Source organism: Duganella aceris, assembly GCF_011090165.1.
Classification (GTDB): domain Bacteria; phylum Pseudomonadota; class Gammaproteobacteria; order Burkholderiales; family Burkholderiaceae_D; genus Rugamonas; species Rugamonas aceris.
Genome location: NZ_JAADJT010000007.1, coordinates 1 through 18,123, shown reverse-complemented (window position 1 = coordinate 18,123; position 18,123 = coordinate 1). Strand labels below are relative to the sequence as shown.

General features: G+C 64.8%; 17 protein-coding genes. 5 read left to right on the top strand and 12 right to left on the bottom strand.

The annotated features are described in order from the left end of the window. Positions 1 to 9 precede the first annotated feature (9 nt). Genes GW587_RS16025 through GW587_RS16015 form a run of 3 tightly spaced genes read left to right on the top strand, consistent with a single transcriptional unit; the run spans position 10 to position 3,925 of the window. Entirely contained in the window at positions 10 to 1,848 is a 1,839-nt protein-coding gene (locus GW587_RS16025) for a glycoside hydrolase family 28 protein (protein WP_166104973.1), read from the top strand. A 1-nt stretch (position 1,849) separates the two neighbouring features. After that, the gene (locus GW587_RS16020; protein ID WP_166104971.1) at positions 1,850 to 3,400 is read left to right on the top strand and encodes a pectinesterase family protein; all 1,551 of its coding nucleotides are present in this window, start codon (positions 1,850 to 1,852) and stop codon (positions 3,398 to 3,400) included. 39 nt (positions 3,401 to 3,439) lie between these two features. Continuing rightward, positions 3,440 to 3,925 carry a hypothetical protein gene (locus tag GW587_RS16015; protein ID WP_166104969.1) on the top strand — a complete coding sequence of 162 codons (486 nt, stop codon included), beginning with the start codon at positions 3,440 to 3,442 and terminating at the stop codon, positions 3,923 to 3,925. Here GW587_RS16015 and GW587_RS16010 read toward each other — a convergent pair whose 3' ends face one another. The 8 genes from GW587_RS16010 to GW587_RS15975 form a co-directional block, all read right to left on the bottom strand. Further along, a complete protein-coding gene (locus GW587_RS16010; RefSeq protein ID WP_166104966.1) occupies positions 3,926 to 4,078 on the bottom strand; it encodes a hypothetical protein in 153 nt (50 codons plus the stop codon). It abuts the gene before it with no gap. Between the two features lie 79 nt (positions 4,079 to 4,157). Further along, positions 4,158 to 5,732, bottom strand: coding sequence for a glycoside hydrolase family 43 protein (locus tag GW587_RS16005; RefSeq protein WP_229259482.1), 1,575 nt, complete (start codon positions 5,730 to 5,732; stop codon positions 4,158 to 4,160). An 11-nt stretch (positions 5,733 to 5,743) separates the two neighbouring features. Continuing rightward, the gene (locus GW587_RS16000; protein ID WP_166104961.1) at positions 5,744 to 6,631 is read right to left on the bottom strand and encodes an SMP-30/gluconolactonase/LRE family protein; all 888 of its coding nucleotides are present in this window, start codon (positions 6,629 to 6,631) and stop codon (positions 5,744 to 5,746) included. Next, positions 6,619 to 8,193: an aldehyde dehydrogenase (NADP(+)) gene (locus tag GW587_RS15995; RefSeq protein ID WP_166104959.1), complete on the bottom strand. Its 1,575-nt coding sequence runs from the start codon at positions 8,191 to 8,193 to the stop codon at positions 6,619 to 6,621. Before GW587_RS15995 ends, GW587_RS16000 begins: the two co-directional genes overlap by 13 nt. A gap of 70 nt (positions 8,194 to 8,263) precedes the next feature. Further along, positions 8,264 to 9,175 carry a 5-dehydro-4-deoxyglucarate dehydratase gene (kdgD, locus tag GW587_RS15990; RefSeq protein WP_166104956.1) on the bottom strand — a complete coding sequence of 304 codons (912 nt, stop codon included), beginning with the start codon at positions 9,173 to 9,175 and terminating at the stop codon, positions 8,264 to 8,266. A 160-nt stretch (positions 9,176 to 9,335) separates the two neighbouring features. Beyond that, entirely contained in the window at positions 9,336 to 10,091 is a 756-nt protein-coding gene (locus GW587_RS15985) for a FadR/GntR family transcriptional regulator (protein ID WP_166104953.1), read from the bottom strand. 47 nt (positions 10,092 to 10,138) lie between these two features. After that, complete coding sequence (locus GW587_RS15980) at positions 10,139 to 10,957, bottom strand: HDOD domain-containing protein (RefSeq protein ID WP_166104950.1); 819 nt, start codon at positions 10,955 to 10,957, stop codon at positions 10,139 to 10,141. Between the two features lie 15 nt (positions 10,958 to 10,972). Continuing rightward, positions 10,973 to 12,382 (bottom strand): MFS transporter, encoded by a 1,410-nt coding sequence (locus tag GW587_RS15975; RefSeq protein ID WP_166104948.1) that lies wholly within the window; start codon positions 12,380 to 12,382, stop codon positions 10,973 to 10,975. Between the two features lie 208 nt (positions 12,383 to 12,590). Here GW587_RS15975 and GW587_RS15970 point away from each other — a divergent pair, with 208 nt between their 5' ends. Next, a complete protein-coding gene (locus tag GW587_RS15970; RefSeq protein WP_166104946.1) occupies positions 12,591 to 13,910 on the top strand; it encodes a porin in 1,320 nt (439 codons plus the stop codon). 61 nt (positions 13,911 to 13,971) lie between these two features. On the opposite strand, the gene GW587_RS15965 is transcribed toward GW587_RS15970, so the two are convergent. The 4 genes from GW587_RS15965 to GW587_RS15950 form a co-directional block, all read right to left on the bottom strand. Then, positions 13,972 to 14,553, bottom strand: a complete 582-nt coding sequence (locus GW587_RS15965; RefSeq protein WP_166104944.1) for a TerD family protein — start codon at positions 14,551 to 14,553, stop codon at positions 13,972 to 13,974. An 18-nt stretch (positions 14,554 to 14,571) separates the two neighbouring features. Next, positions 14,572 to 15,270 (bottom strand): TIGR00266 family protein, encoded by a 699-nt coding sequence (locus GW587_RS15960; protein ID WP_166104942.1) that lies wholly within the window; start codon positions 15,268 to 15,270, stop codon positions 14,572 to 14,574. A gap of 23 nt (positions 15,271 to 15,293) precedes the next feature. Next, positions 15,294 to 15,869, bottom strand: coding sequence for a TerD family protein (locus GW587_RS15955; protein ID WP_166104940.1), 576 nt, complete (start codon positions 15,867 to 15,869; stop codon positions 15,294 to 15,296). 96 nt (positions 15,870 to 15,965) lie between these two features. Next, positions 15,966 to 17,018: a DUF475 domain-containing protein gene (locus tag GW587_RS15950; RefSeq protein WP_166104938.1), complete on the bottom strand. Its 1,053-nt coding sequence runs from the start codon at positions 17,016 to 17,018 to the stop codon at positions 15,966 to 15,968. Between the two features lie 111 nt (positions 17,019 to 17,129). On the opposite strand from GW587_RS15950, the gene nhaR reads away from it, so the two are divergent. Next, on the top strand, positions 17,130 to 18,032 hold the full coding sequence (gene nhaR, locus GW587_RS15945; RefSeq protein WP_166104936.1) for a transcriptional activator NhaR: 903 nt from the start codon (positions 17,130 to 17,132) through the stop codon (positions 18,030 to 18,032). The last annotated feature ends 91 nt before the right edge of the window (positions 18,033 to 18,123 follow it).

Sequence of the window (18,123 nt, the reverse complement as noted above, 5' to 3'; positions counted from 1 at the left end):
GAGCACCGCATGACCATCAATTCCCAGCGCCGCAGCCTGATGAAAGCCCTGCCGGCCGCCGGCCTGTCGTTCAGTGTTCCCGCCCTCGCCGCCACCGCGCCCGATCCGTGGCTGCAAGCGCAGGCGATCATCGACCATGTGTCGAAGCCGCTGAAATTCCGCAAGCAGGATTTCGTGGTCACCACTTACGGCGCCAAGACCTGCAAGCTGACCAAGGTCAAGGCCTGGATCTCGTTCGAAGAACAGGACACCATCGATACCCCGGTCGCGGGTTCGCCGGACTGCTACGCCGCGATCAAGGCCGCCATCAAGGCGTGCAGCGACGCGGGCGGCGGCCGCGTCGTGATTCCGAAGGGCGACTGGTACTGCGCCGGCCCTATCGTGCTGCTGTCGAACGTGAATGTGCACCTGAGCGCCGGCGCGCATGTCTACTTCAGCAACAACCCGGCCGACTACGCCAAGTACGGCGACATCGATTGCGGCAAGGCCGGCAAGCTGTCGATCTCGCGCTGGCAGAGCAACGACTGCCTGAACTACTCGTCGATGATCTACGCCTACGGCCAGGACAACATCGCCCTCACCGGCGACGACTGGACCGCGATCGTGGACGGCCAGGGCGGCCTGCCGTTCAACGAGGAAGGCGATTGCTGGTGGACCTGGAAGGGCAAGCAGAAGACCATCAACTCCATCGGCCAGGGCACGACGCCCAACTTCAAGGCCGGCAAGATGTCGGAGAACACCGAGAACCCGCTCAACGCGATGTCGCTGGCGACCGTGTCGCCGCAACTGACCGAAGCGGAACGTCTGCTGATCCAGGGCGAAGGCCAGCGCTGGCGCGCGGATGCGCAGTATCTGCCGGCGCTGTCGGAAGCGGGCGTGCCGCTGTCGAAGCGCGTGTTCGGCATCGGTCACTATTTGCGTCCGCCGATGATCCAGATTATCGGCTGCACCAATGTGCTGTTGCAGGGCTATCACGTCAAGCGCACGCCGTTCTGGATGCACCACCCGGTCCATTGCCGCAATATCGTGATCCGCAAGGTTCACTGCGAGAGCCATGGCCCGAACAGCGACGGCTTCGATCCGGAAGCCTGCGATCATGTGCTGGTCGACGGTTGCGTGTTCGATACCGGAGACGATTGCATCGCCATCAAGGCGGGCAAGGATCTGGATACGCAGTACGGTCCTTCGCAGAACATCGTGATCCAGAACTGCACCATGCATAGCGGTCATGGCGGGGTGACCTTGGGCAGCGAGATGGCGGGCGGCATTCAGAACGTGTTTGCGCAGAACCTGGTGTTCGAGAACGCCAACTGGGCCACCAATCCGCTGAATACGGCGATTCGCATGAAGACCAATATGAATCGCGGTGGCTACCTGCGTAATTTCTACGTGCGTAATTGCACGGTGCCGAACGGGGTTCAGATTTCGCCGTCGTTCTATGCGTCGCTGCCTGGATCGCCGATTCAGTCGAAGACGGTGGCCACGGCGGCCGGCGCCATCGTGACCTTCGATTGCGATTACACGCCGATCAGCGACAACGTGCGCACGCGGCCGCCGGTGGTCAGCAATATTCACATCTCCAACATCAAGGTCGGCAATATCACCAAGGATGGCAAGACGGCGTCGTGCTATCAGGCGATTGTGATTCTGGGGCCGGTGGCGTCGGACTACAATGGTCCGCAGCCGATGCCGCCGGTGGTGCCGGTGACCGACGTGTTCATCACCGATTGCGACTTCGGCACGCCGGTGAACGCGGCGCAGCCTTGGTTCCTCTACAACGTCAAGGGGCTGACGCTGAAGAACGTCACCATCGCAGGTAAGGTGCACGATACCAAGCTGGATGCCTGATATGCGCGCGCTCCCGCTTACGGGCCTCGCAGCCGTCGCCGCGCTCGTCGCCCTTACCGCGTCGGTCCCGGCCAGCGCGGCGCACGGCGCAACGGCCCCGGTCAGCGCAGCGCGTGGCGCGGTGGCGCTGCTGCCCGCCAGCGGGGCGCAGCGCGTCAATCCGGACGCGCATCTAGTGCTGCGCTTCGACCAGCCGCCGGTGCTCGGCAGCTCCGGCCAGATCCGCATCTACGACGCGGCCACCGACCGCCTGGTCGACACGCTGGATATGAGCATTCCCGCCGGCCCGACCGAACGCACCAAGCTGCCGGCCGCACCTTACTTGTCGACGCCCTACGCGTACGCCGACGGTCCGCGCGCGACCAACGCCGACACCAAGCCCGGCACGCCATCGGCCGGCGCGGAAGCAGGCGGCAACAAGTTCCAACTCACCATCATTGGCGGCTTCACGGACGGCTTCCACTTCCACCCGGTGATCGTGCGCGACAAGACCGCGACAATCTACCCGCACAACAACCTGCTCGACTACGGCAAGCGCTATTACGTGCAGATCGACCCCGGCGTCATCACCGGCTTCGAGGGCATCAGCGGCAAGCAGGGTTGGCGCTTCAGCACCAAGCCGAAAGCGCCGCGCGCGGATGCCGAGCGCGTCGTGGTCAGCGCTGACGGCACGGGCGATTTCAACACCGTCCAAGGCGCGCTCGACTTCGTGCCGGACCATCCGGCCAAGCGCACCACCATCTACGTGCACAACGGCGACTACGAGGAGATCGTCTACTTCCGCAACAAGTCGAACCTGACGATACAGGGCGAGCAGCGCGACAAGGTACGCATTCACTACGCGAACAATGAAGCCTTCAATCCGCACCCGCCCAACATCAGCACCAACGAGCAACCGGGCACCTTCCCCTCACGCCGCGCCGCCTTCGCCGCCGACAACGTCAAAGCCGTACACCTGCGCGACCTGGCGCTGGAGACCACACTGCAAGGCCAGGCCGAGGGCCTGCTGATCACCGGCGAGGAAAACATCGTCAGCAAGGTGACGGTGATCGGCTCCGGCGACGCGCTGCAAGTCAACGGCAGCACCTATCTGCCGGACGTGAAGGTGATCGGCCACGGCGACACGATACTGGGCCGGGGGCCGGCCTTCTTCGAGCGCTGCGAGATCCAGTCTGTGGGCGCCTTCATGTGGATACGCAATCCATCCACCAACCACGGCAACGTGTTTGTCGATTGCAGCTTCAAGACCCTGGGCGGCGGACAGACCGAACTGGCGCGCCTGCCGGCCAACAAGGGCAAGAACTATCCGCATGCCGAAGCGGTGCTGATCAACGCCACGTTAAACGGCATCAGCCCAGCCGGCTGGGGGCCCGTCGACGGCGACGCGACGCACGTGCGCTTCTGGGAATACAACAGCCGCAACGCCGACGGCACGCCGATCGACGCCGCACAGCGCCATCCCGCGTCGCGACAACTGGACAAGGTGAAGGACGCGGAGACCATCGAAAACTACCGCAAGCCGTCGTTCATCCTCAACGGCTGGCAGCCTTAGTTGGCATATACTGACGACACATATTCAGGGAGGTCCGTCATGCGTCCGTTGATCTTGTCGTTGCTGCTTTGTTCCGCTGCCGCACAGGCCGCGCCGATTGACGCCTTGAAGCCGATGGCTTTTCTGGCGGGGCATTGCTGGAAGGGTGATTTCCCGGGTGGGAAGCAGAGCGACGAGCATTGCTTCCAATGGGCTTACGAAGGCAATGTGCTGCGCGACGTGCACACGGTGCGCTCGCCGGGCAAGCCTGACTATGTCGGCGAGACCATCTACTACTACGATTCGGCGGCGAAGACGGTCGCGTATCTGTATGTGGAAAACGGCGGCGGCTACAGCCGCGGCACGATGACGCCGACCGCCACCGGCCTGGATTTCCCGGAGACGCAATACGTCGCCGACGGCAAACCCCTCACCTACCGCAGCCGCTGGACACCCTCCGGCCCCGATGCCTACGAAGCCCTCAGCGAAATGTACCTCAAAGAGAAATGGGTCACCCAGTTCAAGCTACTGTTGAAGAGGCAGTGATCACTTCCGAGTGCCGTTGGAAAAATAGAACGAGATCACCAAGGTCGCCAGCGGCAGCGCGCCGATCTTAATCATTTCGGTCAGCGCGACCAGCGCCTTATTGTCCGGGTAGCAGGCATAGCCTGCCATGACGGCCGAGCTGATGATCGCCAAGCCAAGCACCACTTGCCTGGCAAAATTATACTGCTGCGGGATCGGCAATTCGTTTGATGCAGGCCAATCAAACCAGCCGTCAATCGGGCGTGACGCGGAAGTGGTCGATGTCAATGTGGCCTACGGCGGCGGCGCCGTTCGATGCACTGAACAGGCCCATTTGCGCGCCGACCCAGCGGCCCATGGCGGCGGTGAACGGCGCGCCGATCGGCGTGTAGGCACGGTCGTCGTAGCTGTAGGAGAAGCGCGTCACGCCGCCGACGCGCACTTGCATGCGCAGCCAGACTTGCGGCGATGTCAGCGCCACGCCGGCCTCCTCGTTCTCGCGGCACTTGGCGTTCGCCTTGTGGCAGTTGACCAGCGCGAGCCGCGACTTGCCGTCGGCGCGGCGCACGCCCAGCCATGCGTAATCGAGGCCGTACATAACCAGGCCCGCATCGCCGCCATCGGCCATGCCCGACACGTCTAGCTTCGTCGTCACCGTGAAGGATTCCGCCGGCAGCTTTTGCAGCAGCAGCGACGGCACGTCCCACAGATTGCCGGCGCGGGGCTGGCCGAACAAGCGTAATCGGCCGCCATCAAGCGCATACCACTCCGGCCGCCAGTTGGCGTTCCACTGCCATTGCAGGCCAAGCGCCGCGCCGTCGAATTCATCGCTGGTGGCGGGCGCCGTCGATGCGTAGCCGGCCACCGGCTTGCGATGCCGCGCCACCGGCTGCCCGGTGCCGCTGCCTGCGACATCCTCGCCGATCACCGGCCAACCATCGCGCCAGCGCATCGGCTGCAAATGCACCACGCGGCCATACGCGCGCTTGTCCTGGAAGTGGAAGAACCAATCCTCGCCTTGCGGCGTCTGCACCCACGCGCCCTGGTGCGGACCGTTCACCGCCGACGCGCCCTGGGCCAGCACGATGCGCACCTCGTACGGCCCGTCGATGCTGCGCGAACGGAACACCGACTGCCAGCCCTGCTCCACGCCGCCGGCCGGCGCGAACACGTAGTAGTAACCGTCGCGCTTGTAGAACTTCGGCCCTTCCAGCGTCGTGTAGCCGGGCAGCTTGTTGGCGTCGATGACCACGCGGCCAGCATCGTCCAGCATGCCGCTGGCGTCCGGCTTCATGCGCCGCAGCGTCAGTACATTGTTGAAGCCCGCGCGGCTCTTGGCTAAGGCGTGAAGTAGATAAGCCTGGCCGTCGTCGTCCCACAGCGGCGTCGGATCGATCAGGCCTTTCCCCGCCAGCAGCAGGCGCGGCGCGCTCCACGGACCGGCGAACGAAGTCGCGGTGATCACATAGATGCCGAAATCCGGATCGGGATAGAAGATCCAGAACTTGCCGTCGTGGTAGCGCAGGCAAGGCGCCCACACGCCCTTGCCATGCTGCGGCAACGCGAACACGTCCAATGGCACCTGCTGCGGCAGGGCGTGGCCAACCAGCGTCCAGTTGACCATGTCCGGCGACTCCAGCAGAGGCAAGCCGGGCGCGCTATTGAAACTCGATGAAACCAGATAGTATTTGTCGCCGACACGGATCGCATCGGGATCGGAATAATCGGCGTGCAGTATCGGATTGCGATACTCGTCGTCGGCGGTCGGCGCGACGCCGCACGCGGCCAGCAGGGCCGCAAAGAAAAAGGGCAGACACCTGATCAGCATCCGCCCTCTCATCACGCGCCGAACGGCGTTTCCGCCAGTCCCTTGACGCCGGGACGCAGCATCACCACCGTACCGCCCCACTCCGCGTCCTCCGACTTGCCGGAGACGATGGAGGTCACCAGCAGCGTGTCCAGATCCTTGCCGCCGAAGGCGCACATGGATGGCTTCAGCATCGGCACGTCGACGCGGCGATCCAGCTTGCCGTCCGGCGTGAAGCGCATGATGTAGCCGCCGTCGTTACCGCAGACCCAATAGCAGCCATCGGCATCGACCGCCGCGCCGTCGGGACGGCCCACCTGGGTGGTCAGATCGGCGAACACGCGCCGGCCCGACGGCACGCCGTCGGCGATGTCGTAGTCGAACGCCCACACCATGCGCCGCGACGGATGCGAGTCCGACAGGTACATGGTGCGGCCATCCGGCGAAAACGCCGTGCCGTTCTGCGTGATCAGGTCCGACACCATCGGCGCCGAAATGCCGCGCGCCGCGTCGTAGCGATACAGCTGCCCGACCGGACGCGCCGCGCCCATGTCCATGAACATGGTGCCGCTCCAGAAGCGTCCCTGACGGTCGCAACGGCCGTCGTTGAAGCGCATGCCTTCACCCAGGCCGGACGCCGGCGCCGCCAGCCGGGTCTGGACCGAAGCTTGCGCCGCGCCCAGTTCCAGGCTGAAGATGCCGGTCTCCATGCCCGCGATCAGGCCGCCGCCCTGCTTGGCCGCCACACAGGCGACCATCTCGGACTGCTCCCAATAACGGGAAGCGCCGGTCGAACCATCCAGGCGCCAGACACGCTTGGCCGGAATGTCGACCCAATACCAGGCGCCTTCCTGCGCGCTCCACGTCGGGCTTTCGCCCACCGTGCAGCTGACGCCATCGACGCGAGTTACGCCTTCCATGCCAGGTCGCCGTTGACGACGCGCGGAATGTTTTGCGGATTGGCGTCGCTCAGCGATTCAGGCAGCAGATACGCCGGCACGTCTTGGTAGCAAACCGGGCGCACGAAGCGGTCGATGGCCGAGGCGCCGACCGAGGTCGAACGGCTGTCCGACGTCGATGGGAACGGGCCGCCGTGCACCATCGCGTGCGAGACTTCGACGCCGGTGCCGAAGCCGTTGAACAGGATGCGGCCCACTTTGCGTTCCAGCACAGGCAACAGGCGGGCGGCGGTTTCGCGGTCTGCCTCGGTGGCGTGGACGGCGGCGGTCAGCTGGCCTTCCAGGTGCTCGGCCACGGCCAGCATCTGCGCCACGTCGTCGCATACCACCAGCAGCGAGGTTGGTCCGAAGATCTCGCCTTCCAGCGCGGCGTCGGTCAGGAAGCGCTGCGCGTCGACCTGGTACAGGAAGGCTTGCGCGGCGCATGGCGCGTCGGTGGTCTGGCCCGCGGCCACTTGCGTGACGCCTTCGACGCCGGCCAGGCTGCCAACGCCGTTGACATAGGCTTTATGGATGCCAGGGGTCAGCATGGTCGATGCGCCCTTGCCGCCGATGGTGCCGGCGGCGGCGTCGACGAAGGCTTGCAGCTTGTCGCTTTTCAGCGCGATCAGCAGGCCTGGATTGGTGCAGAACTGGCCGGCGCCCAGGGTCAGCGAATCGGCGAACGATTGCGGCAGCTTGGCGTTGTCCAGCGAGCCCGGCAGCAGGAACACCGGATTGATCGAGCTCATTTCGGCGTACACAGGGATAGGCTCCTTGCGTGCGGCGGCGGTTTTCATCAGGGCGATGCCGCCGGCGCGCGAACCGGTGAAGCCCACCGCTTTGATCGCAGGATGGCTGACCAGATTCTGGCCGATGGTCTGGCCGGAGCCGATCAGCATCGAGAACACGCCTTCAGGCATATCACACTCTTGCGCGGCCTTGGCGACGGCCTTGCCGACCAGTTCCGAGGTACCCAGGTGGGCCGAGTGGGCCTTGACGATCACCGGGCAACCGGCGGCCAGGGCCGAGGCGGTATCGCCGCCGGCCACCGAGAACGCCAGCGGGAAGTTGGAAGCGCCGAACACGGCGACCGGGCCGAGGCCGATTTTACGCAGGCGCAGGTCGCTGCGCGGCGGGGTGCGCTCAGGCAGCGCGCTGTCCAGCGTGGCGGACTGCCAGCGGCCGTCGCGCACGACTTTTGCGAACAACTTCAGCTGGTTGCAGGTGCGACCGCGCTCGCCTTCGAGGCGGGCTTGCGGCAGGCCGGTTTCCTGCATCGCGCGTTCGATCAGCGCCGGACCCAGGTCCATGATGCGGTCGGCGATGGTTTCCAGGAACTTGGCGCGGGCTTCCAGGCCGGTGGCGCGGTAGACGTCGAAGGCCGCATCGGCCAGCTCGGCGGCGCGTTGCAGGTCGGCGGCGCCGGCCAGGCCGAACGCCGGTTCGATTTCCACGTTGCGCGATGGATCGATCGCTTTCATCGTGCCTTCTTTACCGACGACCGCGCTGCGGCCGATGATCATTTCGCCAGCTACTTGCATATGAACTCCTTAGATGTGTGAAAAGCGCGGACCAGCCGCGCTTGTATTTTGTGACCGACAGCTTAGCGGATTACTGCGCGCCTTGCTTGAGGATCAGCGTATTGAGCATGTCGCATTCGGCTTCGGTCAAATCGGTCAGCGGTGCGCGCACCGGACCACCGTCGTGACCGACCAGGCGTGCGCCGGCCTTGACGATCGATACCGAGTAGCCGGCCTTGCGGTTGCGAATCTCCAGGTACGGCAGGAAGAACTCGTCCAGCATGCGGTTCTGTTCGGCGTGGTTGTCCGAGGCGACGGCGTGGTAGAAGTCCATCGCCAGTTTCGGCATGAAGTTGAACACGGCCGACGAGTACACCGGAGTGCCCAGCGCTTTGTACGCTGCGGCGTAGACTTCGGCGGTCGGCAGGCCGCCCAGGTAGCTGAAGCGGTCGCCCATTTTGCGCCAGATCGACACCATCAGTTCGATGTCGCCGATGCCGTCCTTGAAACCGATCAGGTTAGGGCAACGGTCGGCCAGCTTGGCCAGCGAGTCCGGGGTCAGGCGGCAGTTGGCGCGGTTGTACACGACCACGCCCAGGTTGGTGGCCTTGCAGACTTCGGCCACGTGTTCGATCAGGCCGTCCTGCGACGCTTCGGTCAGGTAGTGCGGCAGCAGCAACAAGCCTTGCGCGCCGGCTTTCTCGGCTTCTTTGGCGTAGGCGGCGGCCATGCGGGTCGGACCACCGACGCCGGCCAGGATCGGCACCTGGCCGCGGCAGGTGTCGACGGCGGTCTTGATGATTTCAGGGTATTCCTGCGGGGTCAGCGAGAAGAATTCGCCGGTGCCGCCGGCGGCGAACAGCGCGGTCGCGCCGTACGGCGACAGCCATTCCAGACGTTCGATATAGGACGATTTGCGGAAATTGCCTTCAGCGTCGAAGTCCGTGATCGGGAACGACAGCAGGCCGGAGGAAAGGATTTTTTTAAGGTCATTCGGGTGCATATTGTCTCCAATAATCGATGTCTGATATGTGAATGGGAAAACACCGGCTGCTTATCGCCGCCTGTTGTATGACATCGTACAACCATATCCGGATGAGGGCAAGCGATTTAGCGAAAAGCCGCGAATCGCCGGCGTCGGCCGCTTGACTGTTGCTTTTAAGTCAGCCGCCGGCGGCGATGCCCTCTTGCGCGCGGCGCAGGCGCTCGCGGCTGTTGCTGAGGTGGGTGCGCATCGCGGCGCGCGCCGCCTCGGCGTCCTTGCGCAGGATGGCGTGGTAGATATCGTCGTGCTCGCGGTTGACGCGTTCCTGGTAGGCGATCGGGTCGTCGTGCGCCAGCTGCGCCGAATCGACGCGCGCGCGCGGAATGATGGTGTTGCCCAGGTCGCTGAGGATGTCGACGAAATAACGGTTGCCGGTCGCCTGCGCGATCAGCAGATGGAAGGCGACGTCCGACTCCACCGAGCCGGGACGGGTCTGCGAATCCTGGATGCGCTTGAGCACCGCGCCCATTTCGCGCGCCTGCTCGTCGCTGCGGCGGGTGGCCGCCAGCCAGGCCGCCTCGGTCTCCAGGCTGATGCGCAGCTCCAGGATAGCCAGCACGTCGCCGATGGTGCGGATGGTGTCGGATGAGATGCGCAGGTTGGCCGGCTGCGGCTCCAGCACGAAGGTGCCGATGCCGTGGCGCGTCTGCACCAGCCCGGCCGCCTGCAGATGCGAGATCGCCTCGCGCACCACGGTGCGGCTGACGCCGTGCATTTCCATGATGACCGACTCGGTCGGCAGTTTTTCGCCCGGCTTCAGCGTGCCGGCCTGGATGCTGGTGGTGAAGCCCTCGACCACGCCTTGGGCGAGGTTGCGGTGCTTTTTCTTCGGCATCAGGACGGGGGCGGCGGCGGCGGAAACGGTTTGATTCATGGCAGGTATGTTGTTGTATGACGTCTCACAGCATCTTATCAGACTTGTCAGACTAAAAGCGCGGCGCTCATGGAGGCGGCTTCCTCGGCCGACTCGGCCAGCATCTGCTGCAGCGCCGCGTTGTCGTCGATGAAACCGGCCAGGCTGGGGCTGTCGGCGCCGCACGCCAGCGGCGAGGCCACCGGCGCCAGATGCTTGGCGATCAGCAGCGTGTCGCGCAGGCCCAGCGGCGGCGGCGTCAGCGTGGCGCCGCGCAGCGAGACGATGGCCAGGCTGACCGGCTCCGGGATCGCCAGCTTCTTCATCATTTCGCGCGAGAGGATTTCCTGCGCCGCGCCCAGCCACTCGCCCGCGCCGTCCAGCAGTCCCGGGATCTCGTCGGCGCGCGACAGCAGGTAAAAGCCGCCGGCTTCGTGCACGATGCCGGCGAACAGCGCGGTGTCGGGGTCGGTGGCGGTCAGCTTGCGGGCGATCACATGGGCCAGCGCCGCGACGTGGGCGGTGTGGCGCCACAGCTGCTCGGCCTGGGCGCGCAGCGCGGCGTCGCGGATGCGGCTGCCGAACTGGCGCACCACCATCGCCGCCGCCATCGAATACAGGTTGCGGTAGCCGACCCGCGCCACCGCCGCGCGCACGCTGGTGACCGGGGTGCCGCCGCGGTTGAACACCGCCGTGTTGGCCAGCGCCACGGTGCGCGCCGCCAGCAGCGGCTCGGCCAGCACCTTGCGGATCACGTCGTCGGTTTCGCAATCGGGATCGGCCAGCGCCAGTTGCAGCCGCAACGCGGCGTTGACGCTGGTGGGAAAGACCAACTCGCCGCGCGCGGCTTGCGTCACTATCAGCGAGAGGTCTTTGAGTTTTTCCATTGCAACATTATAGCCTCAAGCCTTGCTGACCTGCGCGCCGGCTGCCGGATCGAGCCGTAAAGCGTCGGCTAATCCCAACAGGCTGACCAGCGCCACCAGCAGAAACGCCAGGCGGTAGTCGATCGCCGGCCAATCGGCGATGCCGAGTTGGCGCGCGCTCCAGTGTCCCAGCCGCACCCCGGTGGCGCCCAGCGCGATGCCCAGTCCGAGCGCGACCTGGAAGGCGGTGCTGAACAGGGTGTTGGCCGCCGCCATGCGCGGCTGCGGCACGTCGGCGAAGGCGATGGTGTTGAGCGCGCTGAACTGCATCGAGCGGGTCAGGCCGCCGACAAACAGCACGGCGGCGATCAGCCACACCGGCGTGGCCGGCGACAGCAGCGCGCACGCCGCCAGCGAGGCCACGTTGGTCAGGCCGTTCACCAGCAGCACCGGCTTGAAGCCGAAGCGGCGCAGGATCGGCGTGGTGGCCGGCTTCATCATCAGGTTGCCGGCGAAGACGGCGATCACCAGCAGGCCGGAGTGGAAGGCGTCGAGCCCGAAGCCGAGCTGGAACATCAGCGGCAGCAGGAAGGGCACGGCGCCGATCGCCATGCGGAAAAGCGAGCCGCCGATGATGGTGATGGAAAACGTCGGGATCGCGAACGCCGCCAGGTCGATCAGCGGATGCGCGGCGCGCTTCAGGTGGCGGCCCAGCGCCCACAGCAGCGCGGCGCCGGCGGCGATGCAGGCTACCGCCTCGGTCCAGTCCGGATCCTGGCCGCCGCACACCTCGGCGCCCCAGGTCAGCAACAGCAAGGCGCCGCCGCTGAGCAGGAAGCCCGGCAAGTCGAACGGCCGCCTGGACGTGGCGCGCTGGTCCGGGATCAGCCGCCACGCCAGCAGCAGCGCGACCAGGCCCAGCGGCAGGTTCAGATAAAAGATCCAGCGCCACGACGCGTAGCTGGTGATGAAGCCGCCGACCGGCGGTCCCAGCACCGGCGCCACCAGCGCCGGCCAGGTCAGGGTGGCGATCACCGAGATCAGCTTTTCCTTCGGCGTGCTGTTGAGCACCACCAGCCGGCCGACCGGCACCATCATCGCCCCGCCCGCCCCTTGCAGCATGCGCAGCGCGACAAATTCGGCCAGGCTGTCGGCCAGGCCGCACAACACCGAGGCCAGGGTGAACAGCGCCAGCGCGGCGGCGAACACGCGGCGCGCGCCGAAGCGTTCGGCCACCCAGCCGCTGATCGGGATCAGCACGCCCAGCGTCAGCAGGTAGGCGCTGACGCCGATGTTGAGCGCCAGCGGTGCGACGCCGAAGGAACGCGCGATATCCGGCACCGCCGTGGTGATGACGGTACCGTCCAGGTTTTCCATGAAGAAGGCGCCGGCCACCAGCAGTGCGATCCACTTGCTGCCGGCCTGCGCTTGAGGCGTGCTGTGCATAGCCGCCATTCTAGCCCGGCCACAATAGCATCGTGCAACTGTTGCAATTTGGGTACGCCACGCCGCGTTATCGCCAACAGAACGCGCGCTCGGTAACAAACTTCACGTTGCGCCCGCGACACTGATTTACACTCGAATCACCGAACACAGCCGCGTAGACGGCCATCGGCACATGCAGCACCCACTATAAAATCAGGAGACACATCAGATGAAGAGAACCGCCGCATCCGCAGCGTGCTTGTCCGCGCTCGCCCTCATCGCCGGCCACGCCTGCGCCCAATCCTCGGTCACCATCTACGGCACGCTGGACGTCGGCATCGACCGCGTTGAAAAAGGCGAAGGCAATGTACAAGGCACCCTGTTCGGCGTGCGCGGCACCACCCCGATCCCGAACGCCATCGCTTCGCCGGAGAGCACCTCGGTGCGGGTCAGCCCGTCGCATACGCGGCAGAGCAATATCGGCTTCAAGGGCGTCGAGGATCTGGGCGGCGGGTATCGCGGCTTGTTCGTGCTGGAAGGTGGCATCACGCTGGACAACGGCGGTCTCGCCAACGACGGCCGCCTGTTCGGCCGCCAGGCGTATGTCGGCCTGACCACGCCGGTCGGCGAAGTCAAGCTCGGGCGCCAGGCCAGCCCGATGCTGATCGCCTACTACCTGGTCACGCCGGAAGCGCTTGGCAGCACCGACCTGTTCGGCGCCGGGCTGGTGGTCAACACCTTGCAAACCTTCCAGGACAACCAGATCAGCTACGCCGTCAAGCAAGGCCCGTGGACCGCGATCCTGTCGTACGCCACCAACGCCGGCGTCGGCAGCGGCATCAGCGCCGCGCGCGCCGCCGCCACCGCTTCGACCCCGGTGGCCAGCGGCACCACCGGCCAGATCATCGGCGGCGCCACCGCCGGCGCAGAGACCGCCGATGGACGCGGCAAGGCCGCCGGCGCGATGCTGGCCTACCGCAGCGACAACCTGACGGCGCTGGGCTCGTTCCACCGCAATAACTTCGGCGACGTGCCGGTGGGCGTGGTGTCGGGCACCACGCTGGTGCCGCTGTATGTGGCGGAAAGCTTCCGCTCCTACATGGCCTCGGTCAAGTACATCGTGCCGGGCACCGGCACCACGCTGGCGGTGGCCGGCCACCAGGGCAAGTTCGACCTGCGCGGCAACGCCGATCCGAAGGTGCGTACCTGGACCGCCACGCTCAAGCAAGCGGTCGGCCTGGTCGACCTGAGCCTGGTGCTGCTGGACACCCGCTTCACCAACTTCACCCGTGGCCGCGACCGCGGCATCATGCTGGGCGCCGACTACAACTTCTCCAAGCGTACGGCGTTCTACTCGCGGGTCGGCGGCGTCAACGACAAGCGCGGCAACATCATCGCCGGCAGCGTCACGCCGCTGCCGTTCGCCGGCGGTCCGGGTGCGATCCTGGTACCGCTGGGCTCGCAGGAAGTGCCGCTGTTCTCCGGCGCCGGGCAGAACGTCGACGCCCGCACCACCATCGTCAGCCTCGGCGTGCGCCACGCCTTCTGACGAAAAAAAAGCGGAACACCGCCGGTACGGTGCTCCGCTTTTCCACTACGCTTGAAACTTGTTACAGGTGCTGGGCGATCTGCGGCAGCAGGTCGTCGAAGGTGCGGCCATTGCCGTTTTCGCCGATCGCATGCATCTTCCATTCGCCGTTATGGCGGTACACCTTGGCCATGATCTGCGCCGAGTGCGGACCCTGCACCGACAGGTTGAAACGCGCCACTTCCTTGCCGCTGCCGGCGTCGACCAGGCGGCAGTAGGCGTTCTCCACCTGCGCGAAGGTCTGGCCGGTGAAGCTGTTCACCGTGAACACCAGGCTCTTGACCTGCGCCGGCACCGCGTTCAGATCGACGTTGATCTGTTCATCGTCGCCGTCGCCGGCGCCGGTGCGGTTGTCGCCGGTGTGCACGATGCTGCCGTCCTTGCTTTTCAGCTGGCGGAAATAGATCACGTCGACCGGCGCGCCGGACTCGTTGAACATCACGCACGAGGCGTCCAGGTCGACCGCCTCGGTCTTGGAACCGAAGCCGAGGAAGCCCTTGGTCTTGATCGCATCCCAGCCCAGGCCCATGGTCACGCGACCCAGTGCGCCGCCGGCTTCTTTTTCCAGAGAGATTTTCTGGCCCTTGCTCAAATTAACTGACATATGCTTGCTCCTTGTTGGTTATTGTGCCCCCGGGCGCTGGGCCCAGGCCTTGAATGCCGCGCCGTTGCGCGAGCACACCAGGATTTTTCCGCTGCCGGAAAAACGCAGCACCATGCCTTCGCCGCTGGTCTGGCTGTTGACCAGATTGCTCAGAAAGCCGCTGCTACCGCCGGTGGTGACCGAGATTTCATAGCGCAGCCGGTTGTCCCACGCCACCACATGCGAGTTATCGATGATCACGTCGTTACCCGGCGTCACATCCAGTTGCGACATCGAACCGAAGCCCGACACCGCGACCTGGCCGATGCCGCTGGTCTCGGTGATGAAGAAGCCGCCGCTCTGCGCGAACAGCGCGTTGCCCAGGCTTTGGGTGCGCACCTTCAGCTCGACGCTGGAGGTGGCGGCGACGAAGGCGCCGTCGCTCAGCATGTACTGCTGCTGGCCGACGTCGAGCACCTGCATCGCGCCGGGCAGCGTCGGCGCCAGCAGGCAATCGCCGCCGCCGCGCACCGCCTCGATGTGCTGCTGGAAGAAGGACTCGCCGTTGGCGAAGCGGCGCATGATCGCCGCGCCGATGCCGCCGGTGACCTTGCCCTTCAGATCGAGCGCCGCTTCCATCATCACCATCGCATCCGATTCGCAGTAGATTTTTTCTCCCTGCGCCAACGAAACATGCAGGAAGGGATCGACGTCACCGGTGATCGAAAATTTAGGCATGATATGAGTCCTTTTTTAGTGGGTTAAACGCCTACGCCAAACGACGCGGCGAGCGGGCCGAGACCGCCTTTGAAGCCCTGGCCGACGGCCTTGAACTTCCAATCGCTACCGTTACGATACACCTCGCCGAACACCATCGCCGATTCGGTCGAACCGTCTTCGGACAAATCGTAGCGGGCGATCTCGGCGTTGCCGCCGGCGTTGACGGTGCGGATGAAGGCCTTCTGCACCATACCGAAGTTTTGCTTGCGGCTTTCGCCTTCGTGGATGGTGACGCAGATCGCGATGCGTTCGACGTCGGCCGGCACCTTGGTCAGGTCGATGGTGATGCTTTCATCGTCGCCGTCGCCGTCGCCGGTGCGGTTGTCGCCGGAATGGCTGACCGACTGGTCGGACGACTTCAGGTTGTTGTAGAAGATGAAGTCGTTATCGGCGCGCACTTTGCCGTCGGCTTTCAACAGGAAGGCCGAGCCGTCCAGGTCGAAGGCGTTGCCGTCGGTGGTGCGGACGTCCCAGCCCAGGCCGACCACGATTTTCGACAGGCCCGGAGCTTCCTTGCTCAGATTAACGTTACCGCCTTTTTGCAGACTGATTGCCATGATGTGATACTCCTATCTAGAGAACCGGACTTGGTACTACCGAGCGGCGCGCCGTGTCCGTATAAAACGGCGCGCCGTGTTCTTTGCTGACTTGCCTTACGCCGCGATGGCGGCCACCGTCTCCTGCTTGCGGCGATGGCGTACCGACGACCACACCGAGGCACCGATGAAGGCTACGCCAATCAGGCCGGTGAAGATTTCCGGTACGTGGTACTTCATGCTCGCCAACATGATCGCGGCCAGGATACCGATCGCATAGTGCGCGCCGTGCTCCAGGTAGACGAACTGGTCCAGCGTGCCCTTGCGCACCAGGTAGATGGTCATCGAGCGGACGAACATCGCACCGATCGCCAGGCCCAGCATGATGATCACGACGTCGGTGGTGATGGCGAACGCGCCGATCACGCCGTCGAAGCTGAACGACGCATCGAGCACTTCCAGGTACAGGAAACCGCCGATACCGCCCTTCTTGACCATGTCGCCGACACCGCTGCCGCCCTCCTCCTCCTTCTCCAGGAAGCTGCTGATCGAATCGACGCCGACGTAGACCAGGATGCCCCACAGACCGGAGATCAGCACCACCAGCTTCTGCGCTTCGGTCACCAGCGACAGGCTGCCGAGCAGCACGCCGAGGGCGATCATCACCGCGATCGAGGAAACCTTGCCCAGCGCGCCGAGTTTCTTCTCGAAGTTGCCCAGCCAATGCGTTTCCTTCTCATCGTCCAGCAGGAAGTTGAGGAACACCAGCAGCAGGAACATGCCGCCGAAGGCCGCCACTTCCGCGTGGTGGTTGGTCAGGTGCATCGAATACGTCTTCGGATCGTTCAGCGCCAGCGTCCACACATCCATGATGCCGATGTCGGCCGCGACCGCCACGATCACCAGCGGGAACAACAGCCGCATGCCGAACACCGCGATGATGATGCCGACGCCGAGGAACAGCTTCTGCCAGAATTCATTCCAGTTCTTCAGCACGGAAGCGTTCACCACCGCGTTGTCGAAAGACAGCGAAACTTCCATGGCCGCAAGAATCAACGCCACGCCGAAGGCCGACAGCGCACCGCTCCAACCGCCCAGCTCGTAGCCCCACCAGCCGGCCACCGCAAGGCAGACGATGCTGACGAGGAATGACACTCTGAAGTGTTTCATCTTTTTCTCTCATGGTTATGAATCAATGTCATGCAGTGTAGAGATAAACCGTGATTTAAAAAATAGAAGATAATTGAAGTATTACTTCCGAAAACTCGAAGGGTTAATGCGATGAAAACCAGCGGATTGAATTTCCGGCACCTGTATTTCTTCTGGATGGTGGCCAAGGAAGGCGGCGTCACGCGCGCCGCCGAGCGGCTCGGGCTGGCGGTGCAAACCGTCAGCATGCAGCTGGCCTCGCTGGAGCAATCGGTGGGCAAGCAGCTGCTGGAACCGCAGGGACGGCGGCTGGTGCCGACCGAGGCCGGCCGGCTAGCGCTGACCTATTGCGACCAGATCTTCCTGCTGGGCGACCAGTTGCAGGACGCGCTGGAAGAGGCCGACAAGGGCAAGATGCGGCTCACGGTCGGCATCTCCGACTCGCTGCCGAAGCTGATCGCGTTCCGGCTGCTGCAAGCGACGCAGACGATGGCGACGCAGGTGCGGCTGGTGTGCATGGAGGACGAATTCGAAAACCTGCTGGCCGATCTCGCGCTGGGCAAGCTGGACGTGGTGCTGACCGACCGCGCGGTGCACGCCGGCGGCAGTCTGAAGGTGTTCAGCCACTTGCTGGGCGAAAGCGATATGAAGTTGTTCGGCGTGCCGAAGCTGGCGAAGAAATACCGGCGCAACTTCCCGGCCAGCCTGCACGGCGCGCCGCTGCTGCTACCGACGCGCAACAACGCGCTGCGCGGCCGCATCGACGCCTGGCTGGTGCAGCACGAAGTGCGGCCGGACATCGTGGGCGAGTTCGAGGACAACGCCATGCTGAACACCTTCGGCCGCAACGGGCTGGGGCTGTTCTTCGCCCCGTCGGCGCTGGCGCACGACCTGGAAGACCAGCTGGGCGCGGTGCTGGTGGGCGACGCGCCGGAATTGCGCGAGCACTTCTACGCCATCTCCAACGCCCGCAAGATCAGGCATCCGGCGATCGAAGCGATTCTATCGACAGTGCACAGCGGCCCGTTCTCCTAACTCCGGGGTCAGAGCTAAAAACTGGACACGGGCTCTACCGTAGCGACCGCTACGGTAGAGCCCGTGTCCAGTTTTTAGCTCTGACCCCGGA